The 14,839-nt window shown below is 67.9% G+C and carries 19 protein-coding genes; 9 read left to right on the forward strand and 10 right to left on the reverse strand.

The features are described 5' to 3' along the window. Positions 1-19: 19 nt before the first annotated feature. From H521_RS0107515 to vanX, 3 genes are read left to right on the forward strand one after another with little or no spacing between them, the layout of a single operon-like run. Positions 20-988, forward strand: coding sequence for a D-isomer specific 2-hydroxyacid dehydrogenase family protein (locus H521_RS0107515; protein ID WP_022892413.1), 969 nt, complete (start codon positions 20-22; stop codon positions 986-988). 10 nt (positions 989-998) lie between these two features. Continuing rightward, a complete protein-coding gene (gene vanA / locus H521_RS22090; protein WP_022892414.1) occupies positions 999-2,084 on the forward strand; it encodes a D-alanine--(R)-lactate ligase in 1,086 nt (361 codons plus the stop codon). Then, positions 2,081-2,689, forward strand: a complete 609-nt coding sequence (gene vanX / locus H521_RS0107525) for a D-Ala-D-Ala dipeptidase VanX (protein WP_022892415.1) — start codon at positions 2,081-2,083, stop codon at positions 2,687-2,689. The genes vanA and vanX overlap by 4 nt, the downstream gene beginning before the upstream one ends. Positions 2,690-2,710: 21 nt before the next feature. Here the strand turns inward: vanX and H521_RS0107530 are convergent, their stop codons facing one another. After that, entirely contained in the window at positions 2,711-3,781 is a 1,071-nt protein-coding gene (locus H521_RS0107530) for a sensor histidine kinase (protein WP_022892416.1), read from the reverse strand. A 10-nt stretch (positions 3,782-3,791) separates the two neighbouring features. Beyond that, positions 3,792-4,475, reverse strand: a complete 684-nt coding sequence (locus tag H521_RS0107535) for a response regulator transcription factor (RefSeq protein ID WP_026482057.1) — start codon at positions 4,473-4,475, stop codon at positions 3,792-3,794. Positions 4,476-4,562: 87 nt separating this feature from the next. On the opposite strand from H521_RS0107535, the gene H521_RS22095 reads away from it, so the two are divergent. The 5 genes from H521_RS22095 (at position 4,563) to H521_RS0107560 (ending at position 7,676) form a co-directional block, all read left to right on the forward strand. Then, positions 4,563-5,189, forward strand: a complete 627-nt coding sequence (locus tag H521_RS22095) for a M15 family metallopeptidase (RefSeq protein WP_084512056.1) — start codon at positions 4,563-4,565, stop codon at positions 5,187-5,189. A gap of 159 nt (positions 5,190-5,348) precedes the next feature. Next, positions 5,349-5,699 carry a PadR family transcriptional regulator gene (locus H521_RS0107545; RefSeq protein ID WP_022892419.1) on the forward strand — a complete coding sequence of 117 codons (351 nt, stop codon included), beginning with the start codon at positions 5,349-5,351 and terminating at the stop codon, positions 5,697-5,699. A gap of 2 nt (positions 5,700-5,701) precedes the next feature. Beyond that, positions 5,702-6,076, forward strand: coding sequence for a DUF1048 domain-containing protein (locus H521_RS0107550; protein WP_022892420.1), 375 nt, complete (start codon positions 5,702-5,704; stop codon positions 6,074-6,076). Next, entirely contained in the window at positions 6,073-6,915 is an 843-nt protein-coding gene (locus H521_RS0107555; protein WP_022892421.1) for an ABC transporter ATP-binding protein, read from the forward strand. The genes H521_RS0107550 and H521_RS0107555 overlap by 4 nt, the downstream gene beginning before the upstream one ends. Then, on the forward strand, positions 6,912-7,676 hold the full coding sequence (locus H521_RS0107560; RefSeq protein ID WP_022892422.1) for an ABC transporter permease: 765 nt from the start codon (positions 6,912-6,914) through the stop codon (positions 7,674-7,676). Before H521_RS0107555 ends, H521_RS0107560 begins: the two co-directional genes overlap by 4 nt. Before the next feature lie 55 nt (positions 7,677-7,731). On the opposite strand, the gene H521_RS22100 is transcribed toward H521_RS0107560, so the two are convergent. The 7 genes from H521_RS22100 to H521_RS22105 form a co-directional block, all read right to left on the reverse strand. Beyond that, complete coding sequence (locus H521_RS22100; RefSeq protein WP_022892423.1) at positions 7,732-8,205, reverse strand: GbsR/MarR family transcriptional regulator; 474 nt, start codon at positions 8,203-8,205, stop codon at positions 7,732-7,734. Next, positions 8,202-9,008 carry an alpha/beta fold hydrolase gene (locus tag H521_RS0107570; RefSeq protein WP_022892424.1) on the reverse strand — a complete coding sequence of 269 codons (807 nt, stop codon included), beginning with the start codon at positions 9,006-9,008 and terminating at the stop codon, positions 8,202-8,204. The genes H521_RS22100 and H521_RS0107570 overlap by 4 nt, the downstream gene beginning before the upstream one ends. A 17-nt stretch (positions 9,009-9,025) precedes the next feature. Further along, entirely contained in the window at positions 9,026-9,904 is an 879-nt protein-coding gene (locus tag H521_RS0107575) for a methyltransferase family protein (RefSeq protein WP_022892425.1), read from the reverse strand. A gap of 38 nt (positions 9,905-9,942) precedes the next feature. Beyond that, on the reverse strand, positions 9,943-10,383 hold the full coding sequence (locus H521_RS0107580; protein ID WP_022892426.1) for an iron chaperone: 441 nt from the start codon (positions 10,381-10,383) through the stop codon (positions 9,943-9,945). A 114-nt stretch (positions 10,384-10,497) separates the two neighbouring features. Then, positions 10,498-10,857: an MmcQ/YjbR family DNA-binding protein gene (locus H521_RS0107585; protein ID WP_022892427.1), complete on the reverse strand. Its 360-nt coding sequence runs from the start codon at positions 10,855-10,857 to the stop codon at positions 10,498-10,500. A 23-nt stretch (positions 10,858-10,880) separates the two neighbouring features. Next, positions 10,881-11,507, reverse strand: coding sequence for a dihydrofolate reductase family protein (locus H521_RS0107590; RefSeq protein ID WP_245560950.1), 627 nt, complete (start codon positions 11,505-11,507; stop codon positions 10,881-10,883). Positions 11,508-11,609: 102 nt separating this feature from the next. Next, the gene (locus H521_RS22105) at positions 11,610-11,903 is read right to left on the reverse strand and encodes a hypothetical protein (RefSeq protein WP_022892429.1); all 294 of its coding nucleotides are present in this window, start codon (positions 11,901-11,903) and stop codon (positions 11,610-11,612) included. 118 nt (positions 11,904-12,021) lie between these two features. On the opposite strand from H521_RS22105, the gene H521_RS0107600 reads away from it, so the two are divergent. Then, positions 12,022-13,977 (forward strand): FAD-binding monooxygenase, encoded by a 1,956-nt coding sequence (locus tag H521_RS0107600; protein ID WP_022892430.1) that lies wholly within the window; start codon positions 12,022-12,024, stop codon positions 13,975-13,977. Between the two features lie 20 nt (positions 13,978-13,997). Here the strand turns inward: H521_RS0107600 and H521_RS22110 are convergent, their stop codons facing one another. After that, positions 13,998-14,747 (reverse strand): IclR family transcriptional regulator, encoded by a 750-nt coding sequence (locus H521_RS22110; protein ID WP_040424152.1) that lies wholly within the window; start codon positions 14,745-14,747, stop codon positions 13,998-14,000. Positions 14,748-14,839 lie beyond the last annotated feature (92 nt).

Here is a 14,839-nt window from a genome sequence, read left to right on the forward strand (position 1 = left end):
GCCTGAAAGCCGCGATCGCGTGCTCGCGAGAACGGGCATCTCGGTCTACGGCTGCGCCCCCGACGAAGCGGCCGCCTTCCGCAAACTGGGGCCGCGCTTCGGCGTCATTCCGACGATCGTCGACGCCGCGATCGCCGATGACAACATCGAGCTGGCATTCGGCAACCGCTGCATCAGCGTGAGCCACAAGACGCCGGTCACCAACGCGACGCTGCGCCTGCTGAGCGAGGCGGGCGTCGAGTACCTCTCGACGAGGAGCGCCGGGTGCGATCACATCGACGTCGACTTCGCGCGAAGCGTCGGCATCACGGTCGAGGGGGTCGAGTACGCACCCGACGGCGTGGCCGACTACACCGTGATGCTGATGCTGATGGCACTGCGGAACGCCCGCTCGATCATCACCCGCGCCGAGGCGCATGACTTCAGGCTGAACGTCGCGCGCGGCAGAGAGCTCGGCGACCTGACGATCGGAGTGATCGGGACCGGCCGCATCGGCGCCGCCGTCGTACAGCGACTGCAGGGCTTCGGATGCCGCGTACTCGCGTACGACCGCAACCCCAAGACGCCCGCCGAGTACGTGCCGCTCGACGAGCTGCTCGAACGCAGCGACCTCGTCACGCTCCACACGCCGCTCATGCCCGAGACGAGGCACCTGCTGGATCGCCGGCGCATCGAGCAGTTGAAACCCGGTGCGGTCGTCATCAACACGGGCCGCGGCGCACTCATCGACACGGCTGCCCTGGTCGAGGCGCTCGAGAGCGGTGCCGTCGGCGGCGCGGCGCTCGACGTCTTCGAGGAGGAGGACGGCATCTTCTACGCCGATCGTCGCACCCGGCCGATCGAGAGCCGGCTGTTCGTGCGCCTGCAGCGGCATCCGAACGTGCTGATCACCCCGCACACGGCGTTCCACACCGAGCGCGCCCTGGCCGACACGGTCGAACACACCATTCTCAACTGCATCGCATTCGGAGGACATCAGCATGGATGAGGACATCAGCATGGAGAAGTTGAACATCGCGATTATCTTCGGGGGCGCATCGGAAGAGCACGCCGTCTCGATCAAGTCGGCGCAAGAGGTCGCTCGACACCTCGACCTCGAGAAGTACGAGCCGTTCTACGTGGGCATCACCACGGGCGGGGAGTGGAAGCTGTGCGAGGGCCCCGCCGCCGACTGGGAGAGCGGCGACTGCCGCCCGGCGACGCTGTCGCCCGATCGCGGCGTGCACGGTCTCGTCGTGCAGGAGCCAGACCGCAGCACCACGATTCGCCTCGACGTGGTGCTGCCGGTGCTGCACGGCACGCTCGGCGAAGACGGCGCCATCCAGGGCCTGCTCGAACTCTCCGGCATCCCGTACGTGGGCTGCGACATCCCGAGCTCTGCGCTCTGCATGGACAAGTCGCTCGCCTACCTCGTCGTTCGCGGCGCGGGCATCGCGACGCCGGCGTTCCGAACGCTCACGACCGACGGTCACGTCGACCCCGACGGCCTGAGCTACCCCGTGTTCGTGAAGCCCGCCCGCTCGGGCTCGTCGTTCGGCGTCAGTCGTGTGGACGACGGCACCGAACTCGCCGTCGCGGTGCACGACGCCCGGCAGTACGACTCGAAGGTGCTGATCGAGCAAGCCGTCGCCGGCAGCGAGGTCGGCTGTGCGGTGCTCGAGCACGACAGCGGCCTGATCGTCGGCGAGGTCGACCAGATCCGGCTGTCGCACGGGTTCTTCCGCATCCACCAGGAGCGTGCGCCCGAGGCCGGCTCCGAGAACTCGGCCGTGGTCGTTCCGGCCGACATTCCCGACGATGCGAGACAGCTCGTGCAGCAGACGGCGAAGGCCATCTACCGGGCGTTGGGATGTCGCGGGCTCGCGCGAGTCGACATGTTCCTGACCGACGACGGCGAGGTCGTGCTCAACGAGGTCAACACCCTGCCCGGCCTGACCTCGTACAGCCGGTATCCGCGCATGATGGCTGCCGCCGGCCTCTCGCTCGGCGCGGTCATCGATCTGCTGGTGTCGTTCGCGCTGAAGGGGCCAGCACTGAAGGCGCCGGCACTGAAGGTGCCCGTGCTGAACGGAGCGGACCGATGATCGACGACTTCGTCTTCGTCGACGAGCTCGTGCCGGGCATCCGCTGGGATGCCAAGTACGCCACCTGGGACAACTTCACCGGCAAGCCCGTCGACGGGTACACCGCAAATCGCATCGTCGGAACGACCGCGCTGTGCGATGCGCTGGCACGGGCTCGCGAGACGGCCGCCACCCAGGGGTTCGGCGTGCTGATCTGGGATGGCTATCGCCCCCAGCGCGCCGTCGACGACTTCGTGCGCTGGTCGCGGCAGCCCGAAGACGGTCGCACGAAGCCCCGCCACTACCCGAACATCGAGCGCGCCGAGATGTTCGAGCTCGGCTACGTCGCCGCCCAGTCGGGTCACAGTCGAGGCAGCACCGTCGACCTGACGCTCTTCGACCTCTCGACCGGCGAACTCGTCGCCATGGGCGGCGACCACGACCTGATGGACTCGGTGTCGCACCACGACGCCGTCGGTATTCGCGAGACCGAGGCCCGGAACCGTCGGCAGCTGCGCTCGATCATGGAGCGTTCGGGGTTCAGCTCCTATGCGACCGAGTGGTGGCACTACACGCTGCGGAACGAGCCGTTCCCCGACACCTACTTCGACTTCCCGATCAGGTAGCGGCCGGCGAGTTCAGGGCTGTCACGCCGGCGCCGGCGCGGCGGGCAGCTGCACTGCGACCCGGAGCCCGCCACCCGCGAGCGGCGTGATGGTGAGCGTGCCATCGTGGGCCTGGGTGATGCTCTTGACGATCGCCAGGCCGAGGCCCACGCCGGCATGATGCGCGCGGATGCGCTCGCTGCCGCGCTGGAACGGCTCGGTGAGCGTCGAGACCAGCTGCGGGCTCAGCGGTTCGCCGCTGTTCTCGATCGTGAGCGCGACCGTTTCGGGGCTCGTGCTCGTGTGCATCTGCACGGTGCCGTGCTCGGGCAGGTTGTGCACGATGGCGTTGTGCAGGAGGTTCGTCGTCAACTGCAGCAGGAGCGCCTGCGATCCCGAGGTCGAGGCGATGTCGCCGGATGTCTCGACGGTCACGCCGTGCTCCTCCGCGAGGGGCAGCAGTGTCTCCGCCGCCTGCTCTGCGAGCAGTGAGAGGTCGACGGGCTGCCTGCTGAAGGATCGCTGATCGGCACGGCTGAGCACGAGCAGCGCTTCGGTGAGTTCGATCGCCCGGGCGTTGACGGCGAGCAGTCGCTCGGCGAGCTCGCCCGTGACGCCCCTCGGGTCGTTGCGGGCGACCTCGAGCAGGGTCTGGGTGATCGCGAGCGGCGTGCGCAGCTCGTGCGAGGCGTTCGCCGCGAATCGCTGCTGCTCTGCGACGTGCGCCTCGAGTTGGGCGAGCATGGCGTCGAAGCTGTCGGCGAGCTCACGGAACTCGTCGTTGCGGCCGTCGAGCTCGATGCGGTACGAGAGCGAGCCGTTCCCGGCCCTGCGGGTCGCGTCGGTGATGCGGCCCAGGGGCACGAGCATGCGGCCGGCGAGGATCCATCCGCCGAGGAGCCCGAACGCGAGGAGGGCCACGAGCGTCACCCCGGCTGCCGGCGCGAAGGCGCGGATCAGGTCGTCGCGACCGGGCACGAATCCGCCGATGGTCCGTTGCGCCTCGGCCGGCACGTACCGCAGCAGGAAGAGCCAGACGGCGGCGAGCAGCAGCAGGCTCGCGACCATGAGGAAGCCGGCGTAGCTGAGCGTGAGCTTGAGCCGCACGCTCATGCCGGGCGCCCTAGCCACGCTCGAGCTCCCCGCCGTCGGCGCCGATGCGATAGCCGACACCCGGCACGGTCGAGATCAACCAGGGTTCGCCGAGCCGCTTGCGCAGCGCCGAGACGGTGATGCGCACCGCGTTCGTGAACGGGTCGGCATTTTCGTCCCACGCGCGTTCGAGCAGCTCCTCGGCGCTGATCACCCCGCCCTCGGCGCTCACGAGCACCTCGAGCACGGCGAATTGCTTTCTGGTCAGGGCGACGTAGCGACCGTCGCGATAGACCTCGCGGCGGAACGGATCGAGACGGAGCCCAGCGATCTCGCGCACCGGCGGGCGGTTGTGCGCCCGCCTTCGGTCGAGCGCCCTGAGCCGCAGCACGAGTTCTCGCAGTTCGAACGGCTTGGTGAGGTAGTCGTCGGCGCCGAGCCCGAACCCCGTGGCCTTGTCGTCGAGCCGGTCGGCGGCCGTGAGCATCAGGATCGGCATGCCGCTGCCCGAAGCGACGATGCGTCCGGCGATCTCGTCGCCGGAGGGGCCGGGGATGTCGCGGTCGAGCACGGCGATGTCGTAGGAGTTGATGCTCAACAGCTCGAGAGCGGTGTCGCCGTCGCCGGCGAGGTCGGCCGCGATCGCTTCGAGGCGCAGCCCATCGCGGATGGCCTCGGCCATGAAGGGCTCATCCTCGACCACCAGCACGCGCATGATGCCCATGCTAGGAGCCGGAGCATATCGTCGGCGTATCGAGAACCGGATACGGGCTGGCAACACGGCGCTGCCTTGACTGGTCGTATGAGTCATACGACAGCACGCCGACGTCGATTCCGCAGGTTTCTCGGGTTCCTGCTCATCGCATCGATCGTCGTGGCCGCGGCGATCATCGGAACACTCGCCGCCCAGCCGGATTCGTCGGCCGCACGCGCCATCGGCGGCATCCTGCAGCCCGACGACGCCGACCGCCCGGTGACGGAGGCAGACGGCGTGCTGCCCGATGGCGCGCGCCTCACCGACACCGGATACCCCGGCATCGGCAAGCTCGATCCGGCTCTGGTGCAGGCGCTCGGCGAGGCGGCAGCGGATGCCGCTGACGACGGCGTCGAGTTCCTCGTCAACGACGGCTGGCGCTCGCCGGCCTACCAGGAGCAGTTGCTTCGCGACGCGATCGCGTCGTACGGGTCGGAGGAGGAGGCTCGCCGGTGGGTCGCCAGCCCCGAGACATCCGCTCATGTTTCCGGCGCCGCCGTCGACATCGGCCCGTTCGACGGCACGTACTGGCTGTCGCAGCACGGCGCCGAGTACGGGATCTGCCAGGTCTACGTGAACGAACCCTGGCACTTCGAGCTGATTCCGGAGGCGGTCGACCACGGTTGCCCGTCGATGCACGCCGACCCCACCGAGGATCCGCGCATGCAGCAATGATCGCTGTTCTCCCGCTCCAGTCCCCCGCGTTCGAAACGCGGGGGATTTTTTTGCTATTCAGTGTTGCTATCTACCGGTACTCATGCTTACTATGTACCAGTAGTCAACGACACCGAGTACTAGTACTCACCGACACCGAGTAGTGAAAGGAGGGGTTCCATGGGCAAGCAGACGACCGAGATGCTGAAGGGCACGCTCGAGGGCATCGTGCTCGCGATCCTGGCGGTGCAGCCGGCCTACGGCTATGAGATCACCGCGCGGCTCCGCGACCAGGGCTTCTCCGACATCGCCGAAGGCACCGTGTACGCCCTGCTGGTCAGGATCGAACAACGCGGCTTCGTCGACGTCGAGAAGGTTCCGTCAGAGAAGGGGCCGCCGCGCAAGGTCTACACGCTGAACGCGCTGGGCAGCGAGTACCTCGACGAGTTCTGGGTGACCTGGAGTTTTCTCGCGGAGCGCATCGAACAGCTCCGCAGCCGCATCGAACGCACGAACGAAGAAGGAGAGTAGCCATGGCTGCGAAGTGGTACGAGCTGATCACCGGATCGCTCGAAGACAAGAAGGAGTACCGCAAGTACAAGGCCCGCATCGCGGCCCTGCCCGAGCCCTACGGCACCGCCGCCAAGGCCTTCGAGCGCTACTTCATGTACAACGGCGGCATCACCGACGGCGACCCCGCCGTGATGACCACGATGCTGAACGACTTCGCCGACCTGTGGGAGCGGGCGGCCGTCGACCAGACGCCGGTCGAGGACATCGTCGGCGACGACCCGGTCGAGTTCGCCGAGGTCTTCGCCGCGGCATACGCCGGCAAGCGCTGGATCGACAAGGAGCGCAACCGCCTCACTGAAACCATCAAGAATCTCGAACGAAAGGACGAACGATGAAGACCACCGCCACCAGCCGTGCCACCGAACCAGCCATCCGTGTTCGCGGCATCGAGAAGTCGTTCAAAGACCTGCACGTGCTGCGGGGCGTCGACTTCGACGTGAAGGCCGGCAGCATCTTCGCGCTGCTCGGCTCGAACGGTGCGGGCAAGACCACGCTCGTGCGCATCCTGTCGACGCTGCTGAAGGCCGACGCCGGCACGGCGACGGTGCACGGATTCGATGTCGCGGCCAATCCCGGCGACATCCGCGAGTCGATCAGCCTGACCGGCCAGTTCGCCGCGGTCGATGAAGTGCTCACGGGCCGGGAGAACCTCGTGCTCATCGCGAAGCTCCGTCACCTGAAGAACCCCGGTGACATCGCCGACGAGCTGCTCGCCCGCTTCTCACTCACCGAAGCAGGAGGCCGCAGGGCTGGAACCTACTCGGGCGGCATGCGCCGCCGCCTCGACATCTCGATGAGCCTGATCGGCAACCCGCCGATCATCTTCCTCGACGAGCCCACCACCGGGCTCGACCCGCAGGCGCGCATCGAGGTGTGGCAGACGATCAAGCAGCTCGCCAAGAGCGGCACGACCGTGCTCCTGACCACGCAGTACCTCGACGAGGCCGAGCATCTCGCCGACCGCATCGCGATCCTGCACAAGGGCACGATCATCCAGAACGGCACGCTCAGCGAGCTCAAGCAACTCCTCCCGGCCGCCAAGGTCGAGTACGTCGAGAAGCAGCCCTCCCTCGAGGACGTGTTCCTCGCACTCGTCGGCGAAACCGGCGAGATCGACAATGCCGACGACGGCCGCACCGAAGGTGCAGTCGCGGCAGGAAAGGAATCACGATGACCGCCCACGTCCTCAGCGACACCCGCGTTCTCACGGGCCGATCGCTGACCCACATCCTCCGCAGCCCCGACACGATCATCACGACCGCGGTCACCCCGATCGCGTTGATGCTCCTGTTCGTGTACGTGCTCGGCGGCGCGATCAACACCGGATCCGACGAGTCGTACATCAACTACATGCTTCCGGGCATCCTGCTGATCACGATCGCGTCGGGCATCGCGTACACCGCGTACCGGCTGTTCCTCGACATGCAGAGCGGCATCGCCGAACGCTTCCAGTCCATGCCGATCGCGAGATCGAGCGTGCTCTGGGCGCATGTGCTCACGTCGCTCGTCTCGAACATGATCTCGGTCGCGATCGTCATCGGCGTCGCGTTCATCATGGGGTTCCGCACCGGGGCATCCGTCGGCGCCTGGCTCGCGGTCGTCGGCATTCTCGTGCTCTTCACCCTCGCCCTGACCTGGCTCGCGGTGATCGCCGGGCTCTCGGCGAAGACCGTCGACGGCGCGAGCGCGTTCAGCTACCCGCTGATCTTCCTGCCGTTCATCAGCTCGGCGTTCGTGCCGACCACCTCGATGCCCGGCCCGGTCGCCTGGTTCGCCGAGAACCAGCCGGTGACCTCGATCGTGAACTCGATCCGCGACCTGTTCGCTCAGGAACCGGTCGGCAGCGACCTCTGGATCGCCCTCGCCTGGCTCGTCGGCATCCTCCTGGTCGCCTACGTCTGGGCCATCACGATCTACCGTCGCAAGATCAGCTGAGGTCGAGCACTGTTCGCAGGCGCCACGACGAAGCAACGGATGCCGTCCGCTCCCCTCACAGGGATGCGGGCGGCTTTCGTCGTGCCACCGTGTCTTCCCCGTGCGCGAGGATCTGCTCACCCGCGGCGACGTACCCGTCGAACAGGGCGATGACCTCGTCGAGCCGCTGCCGGGCGACGGGCTGCTCGTCGACGAGCCCGCGACCGGCGTGCAGGGCATCGATCAGGGTGCGGGCCCTGCGGTGCGATGCCTCGAGCAGGGCGTCGAGTCCTCGCGTCGCCTCCAGCAGCAGGCGGCGACTTCCGCGCTGGGGGATGCTGCGGGCCAGCCCCCACGCCACGAGCTCGCGGGTCGACGTGCTGACCTGCCCTTTGCTGAGTCGCGCCACCTCGGCGAGGTGATCGAGTGAGACGGGCTCCTCTTCGAGCAGCAGGGCGCCGTAGACGCGCCCGGTCGCTCGCGACAGGCTCCACGACGCGAGCAGCTCGCCGACCGCGTCGATGAACTCGTGCTCCGCCGCCGGCGTCATTGCGCCGCCCCGATCGATGCGAGGAACCGCAGCAGTTCGGCGGTGACGGATGCCGCGGCATCCTGACTCACGATATGGCCCGCGTTCGGCACCACCAGCTCGACGACTCCGTCGTGACGCGCCCACGCGGGCATGGCGGTCGCGATGTTGCCCGTGCGATCGTCGGCGCCACGGACCAGGCACAACGGCAGCGGCGTGCGGTACGACGCGTCGGGCGCGACGAAGCTCGTCGTCGCGCGCCAGATGTCGAGGAACTCCGCCTTCGTCACCTGGCCGAAGGCGCGCTCGGCATCTCGCCGCGCGAACGCGGAGGTGGCGGAAGCCGCCGCCATGACCCGGGCAAGCCGCTTCGCCGGAATGAGGGCGAGCCCGGGTGCAGCGAGGCGCAGCAGCTGCCGGTCGAACCAGTTCAACGGACCGGTGTTCCACGTGGAATCGAGCACCGCGAGGCCCGAGTAGTCGCCCGGGCTCAGCCGCACCATCGCCTGGGCGAGATTGCCGCCGAGAGAGTGGCCGACGAGCACGGGCCGCTCGAGTTCGAGTGCGGCGATCAGTGCGGTGGCGTCGTTGATGAGCAGCTCAGCGGTGAGCGCGGAGGTGTTCGGGCGCGACCGGCCGTGACCCCGCAGGTCCACGAGCACCACCCGGCGACCTGTCGCGGCGACGGCCTCGGCCTGATCGGCGAACATCACGTGGTCAGCGCCGGCACCGTGCAGGAAGAGCACCGCGGGCTCGGCGCCGCCGGAGTCGGCGAAGGCCAGGGAGCATCCGCTGATCGGAAGCCGCTGGTCTATATTCAGCATTTTCTGAATATAGCCGATCAACCGAGTTGCCGGACCCGGCATCGCGGGCACCAGCACCGCACCGCCGAACGATAGCGGCGGTACGCATCACCGAAACGAGACTCGAGGTCGGCCTCTTCGAGCGGCCGAACAACGTAGTTCCAGACGAGCGAACCCGCGACCGCATAGACGACGACCAGCCACGACGAGAGCATGAGACCGACCGCGGCGCCCTGCACGATGCCCGCCATCGCCATCGGGTTGCGCACGAACCGGTAGGGGCCGGCGATCACGAGCCGGTTCGGCATCGCCGCAGGGAGCGGGGTGCCGTTGCCGCGCGTCGACATCGCGGCCGCCGACCAGAGGCCGAGCGCGCTCGCGAGCACGAACACCACGACGCCGACGGGCACGGCGATCGAGGGGAACGGCACCGAGAGCTCCCAGCGTCGTTCGAAGAAGGTCACCACGAGTGGGAACACCCCGAGGAAGAGTCCCCAGAACGCCAGGATCTGCAGGGCGGTGACCGCCACGTGCGTCGTCGCTGCCGCGGAGCTGTTCGCGGGACGGAAGGCGAACGGGCCGATGAGCATCCACTCGGTCGGGACTCGCCCGAGCAGCATGAGGCTCAGGGCGAGCACCGAGCCGCAGGATGCCCCGACCATCAGCAGCACTCCCCAGCCCGCCTCGCTCGTGATCGTCGCGAACAGCGCGAGGGCGAGGGTGACGAGGATCGTCCAGGCGGTGCCGACGATCGCGGCAGGCCGCAGGCCGAACGCGGCCAGTGCTGAAGCGCCGACGAACAGCGGGATGTCGAGGATGGCGACGACGACCGCATCGAGGCTGCCGAGGGTGGCCTCGCGGATGAAGGGCGAGAGCAGCACGCCGAGCCACCACGCAGCGCCCGCGACGGCCTGCACCGCGAAGTACGCCCGACCCCAGCTCGCGGGCGGAGGCGTCAGCTGACGGCCTTGCGCACGAGCTCGGTGACCTTCTGCTCGACCGCGGGGGTCCAGTTGCGCACCGCGAAGCCCACGCCCCAGATGTCGCCGTCATCGAGAGCGGCCCGGTCTTCGAAGCCGATGGTCGCGTAGCGCGTCTTGAACTTCTTCGCGGCCTGGATGAACACGACGATCTTGCCTTCGGCATTCGCGAAGCCCGGCATTCCGTAGTAGGTCTTCGGCATCAGGTCGGGGGCGACCTCGGTGACGACCTTGTAGAGGCCCTCGGCCAGCGCCTTGTCGTCGGGTTCCATCTCGTCGATGGCATCGCGCACCGCCTTGTCGCCGGCGGCCCGGTTCTTGCCGGCCTTCTCCTGCTCGCGAAGCTCCTTGGCGCGCTGCTTGACGGCGTCGCGTTCGTCTTTGCTCAGCCCGCTTGAGGTGTCAGTCGTGGCCATCGTGGGTCTCCCTCGTCGAATCATCGGCGTGCCGCCCGTTCGAGCGACAACGAACTCAGGTTAGGCCGGGGCATCCGGCGCGCGCTTCTCCGATCCTGCCCGATGGGGGCCCCATCATTGCGGGCCCGCCGGATGCGCGAGGTCATAGGCGCGGGAGACCTTCGCCGGGACGACCATGCGCCAGGCATCGACGACGAGCTCGCGGGCCTCGGCCGGCTCCAGGACCGCAAGATCGGCGTGGACCCAGTTGAAGCGCAGATCCGAGTCCGAGGGCATCTGAAACTTGCGCGGGTTCCCAGCGACGAGCGCCGCCCGCTCCTCCTTCGGGAAGGCGAACCCCATCACGCTCTCGTCGAGGGAGAACGCGACGTAGACCATCCGACCGACGCGGAACTTCAATCGCCCGCGCACGGTGGCATGGTAGGAGCGCTCCAAATCTGCGCCCAGCACTCGAACGTCGTCGATGACCGCCATGTCTACAGCCTCGCAGCAATCGATCAGAAAGTTGCGTAGTCGGGGCGGCCAGCGGGCCGATACGTCTGAATCATCACTCCCTTCGAATCGGAACGCGAGTCGACCAGGTTCATCGCGACATCCCGTCCGGAGTCAGCGAAGAGGCGTGCCCCCTGCCCAAGTACCACGGGGACGATGATGAGTTCCATTTCATCGACGAGGTCCTTCTCGAGGAGCCACTGGATGAGACGACTGCTTCCGTGTACTTGGAGTTCGCCGTCGCCACTCGCTTTCAGTTCCGTGACGGCGGCGAAGAGGTCCTCTCCGAGGACTGCAGTGTTCGCCCATTCCGGTTCCGTCAGCGTTCTGGACGCCACGTACTTCGGCTTGGAATTCAGGGCCATCCCAATCGGGTGCCGTTTCAGATCCTCGATAGTGCCCCAAAAATCGAGGAGGATCTCGTACGTTCGGCGACCGAAAAGGAATGCGTCGGCACGCTGGAACGTCGTGGCAATGTGGTCCCGGGTCGTGTCGTCACCCGCTCCCCTCGCCCATCCACCGCGTTCGAACCCGCGCTCGCGGTCCTCGGAAGTTGGGCCGCCATTGCCCTGAGTCACTCCGTCCAGAGTGAGCTGCGTGATCGTCGTAAGTTTCATTGCTTTGTTCTCCATGTCTCGGCACCAGCCACTTCGGGCAGCACTCATCAACTCAACGAACGACACCGCCCAGATTCGACACCAGCCAGACGAATGCATTCGGGCGGTGACCCCGCGCTACGCCAAGGCGTGTGCGATGATCGCCGCGCCGAGGACGGCGACGATGCCGTTGCCCACGACGGGTGTCCACCGCTTGAGCCCGGCTCCCGACTTCCGCCGCATCCCTGCCCCGAGCACGACGAGGAGCACTTGCCAGCTCAGCGATGCGATGCCGACCGCGGCGACGAAGACTGCTGCGGCGACCGGTGATGCGATCGTGTCGCCGAGGCTCGTCACGAGCGCTGCGAAGTACAGCAGGGTGACGGGGTTAGACCCGGCTCGCGCTGCGCTGAGTGCCGATCGGCTTGTCATCGCTTGTGCGGGCGGCCTAAGCTGGTCGCGCGATATCAGAATACACCGTTCTATTATCGAACATCGACGAGCAGCCCACAGTGCAGTCGAGCAACCCACAGCGCAGTGAGGAGAAGCCGTGCAGTTCCACCACTACGGCTACGTGTCGGGCGACCCGCGGGTGCAGCCCGCCGCCGGTGTCGGCATCGACCGACCCGAAGAGCTGCCCGATGAGGTCGACGTGCTCATCATCGGCTCCGGCCCGGCCGGCATGGTGGCCGCGGCACAGCTCGCGCAGTTTCCGGGTGTCGCGACCCGCATCGTCGAACGCCGCCCCGGTCGCCTCGCGATCGGTCAGGCCGACGGAATTCAGGCGCGCAGCGTCGAGACCTTCCAGGCATTCGGATTCGCCGAGCGCATCATCGCCGAGGCGTACCGCATCACCGAGATGGCGTTCTGGAAGCCCGACCCCGAGCTCCCCCGTAACATCCACCGCGCCGCTGTCACGCCCGACGACCCCACAGGCATCAGCGAGTTTCCGCACCTCATCGTGAACCAGGCGCGAGTGCTCGACTACTTCGCCGAGTTCGCGCGCAATTCCCCGGCGCGCATCACGCCGGACTACGGCTGGGACTTCGTCGGGCTCGACATCGCGCAACCGGCCTCCGACGGTTCCCTTCCCGATCATCCGGTGACGGTCACCCTCGAGCGCGTCACGGGTGTCGGCATCGGCGCCGGCGATGCGTCGCACGCAGCACCGCTCGAGGGCACGCGCACGGGTGAGCGCCGCACCGTTCGCGCCAAGTACGTCGTCGGCGCCGATGGCGCTCGAAGCCAGGTACGCGAATCGATCGGCGCCAAGCACGTCGGCGTGCAGTCGTTCCACGCCTGGGGCGTGATGGACACGCTCGCCGTCACCGACTTCCCCGACATCCGCACGAAGTGCTCGATCCAGTCCGAGGCGGGCAACATCCTGCTCATCCCGCGCGAGGGCGGGCAACTTTTCCGAATGTACGTCGATCTCGGCGAGGTCTCCGGCGACGACCACGGCGCCGTGCGCCAGACCACGCTCGACCAGATCATCGCGAAGGCGAACGACATCCTGCACCCCTACACGCTCGACGTGCGGAACGTGCCGTGGCACTCGGTCTACGAAGTCGGCCACCGCGTGACCGACCGCTTCGACGACGTTCCGCTCGAGCTGCAGGGCACTCGCACGCCGCGCGTCTTCATCACCGGCGACGCGTGCCATACGCACAGCGCCAAGGCCGGTCAGGGCATGAACGTCTCGATTCAAGACGGGTGGAACATCGGCTGGAAGCTCGGCCACGTGCTCGACGGCCGCGCCGACCCCGCGCTGCTCGAGACCTATCACGCTGAACGCCACGTCGTCGCGAAGGACCTGATCGAGTTCGATCGCGCGTGGTCGAAGCTGATGGCGACGAAGCCCGAGGACCTCGGAGACCCCGCCGAGCTCGAGGAGTTCTACGTGCGCACCTTCGAGTTCCCCGCGGGATTCATGACGCAGTACGAGACCTCGATGATCGTGGGCGAGGCCGGTCACCAGGGCCTCGCGGCCGGGTTCCCGATCGGCAAGCGCTTCAAGTCGGCGCCGGTCGCGCGCGTCTGCGACGGCAACCCCGTGCAACTCGGGCATCATCACCGGGCAGACGGGCGCTGGCGCATCTATGCGTTCGCGGATGCCGCGGCGCCCGCTCTGCGCGGCGCGGCACTCGCCGATTGGGCGAACTGGCTGGCCGAGGCATCCGACTCACCGCTTCGCGCCTTCACGCCCGACGGCGCCGACGTCGACAGCATCTTCGACGTGAAGGTCGTCTACCAGCAGCCGCACGGCGACGTCGACCTCGGCCGGGTTCCCCCCACGTTCCTGCCGAGGAATGGTCCGTTCCAGCTGACCGACTACGAGAAGGTCTACGCCGTCGAACCGCAGCACGACATCTTCGAGCTGCGCGGCATCGACCGCGGCGGTGCGGTCGTGGTGGTGCGGCCGGATCACTACGTGGCGAACGTGCTGCCGCTCGGCGCCGTCGACGAACTGGCGGAGTTCTTCAGGGGCGCGCTGCTCGCTCGCTGACCGTCTGCGCGCCCGGCGCCTCAGCCGCCGTACGCGCGCGTGATCGCCTCGGCGGCGAGCCGCAGGCGCTCGGCGATCTCGGCCTCCGGCCGCGCGAACGCGACGTGGATCACGGCGATCGAGGCGGGCGGCTGTCCCGGCAACGTCAGCGGCACGGCCACCGAGCTGAGCGACGGCACGACCTCGTCGTGGCTGCGGGCGTAGCCGCGAGCCCGACTCTCGTCGATCTCGTTGCGGAGCTCGGCGGGCAGCTCCGCCGGCCAGGCGCTCTCGGGCAGGCTCAGCAGAATGGCCTTGCCGGGGCCGCCCCGCGTGATCGGATGCCGGTGGCCCGGCCGGTACGACACCACCGCGACCGACTGGCGGGGCGAGGCGCTCACGAGCGTGACCGCCTCGTCGTGATCGACGAGCACCGCGAGCAGGCAGGTCATGCCGAGCTCGTTCGCGACCTCATTGAGCTCGGGCAGGGCGAGGTGCTGCAGGTCTCGGGCGACGCCCGATGCCAGGGCCGCGAGCCCGGTGCCGAGGGCGAGGCGTCCGCCGGCGTCGCGCGTGACGAGCCCGTGGTCTTCGAGCGTGCGCAGCAGGCGGTAGGCCACGGATCGGTGCACGCCGAGTTCGCTCGCGAGCTCGTCGATCGAGAGGTTGCGGTCGGCGGCGGCGAGGATCTCGAGCACGCGGATGCCGCGGCTCAACGTCTGCGAACCCGCTGGCGAACCCGCTTGCGAACCCGCTTGCGAACCCGTCTGCGTGCCGGCGTCGACTGCCATGTCGGAATGCACCCTCCGTCGCGCATGCTGATGCACGCTCGTTCGATACTAGGACGGCACGACCGCTGAGAGAACGGACGACGCACTCGGGC

This window comes from Agromyces subbeticus DSM 16689 (assembly GCF_000421565.1).
GTDB lineage: Bacteria > Actinomycetota > Actinomycetes > Actinomycetales > Microbacteriaceae > Agromyces > Agromyces subbeticus.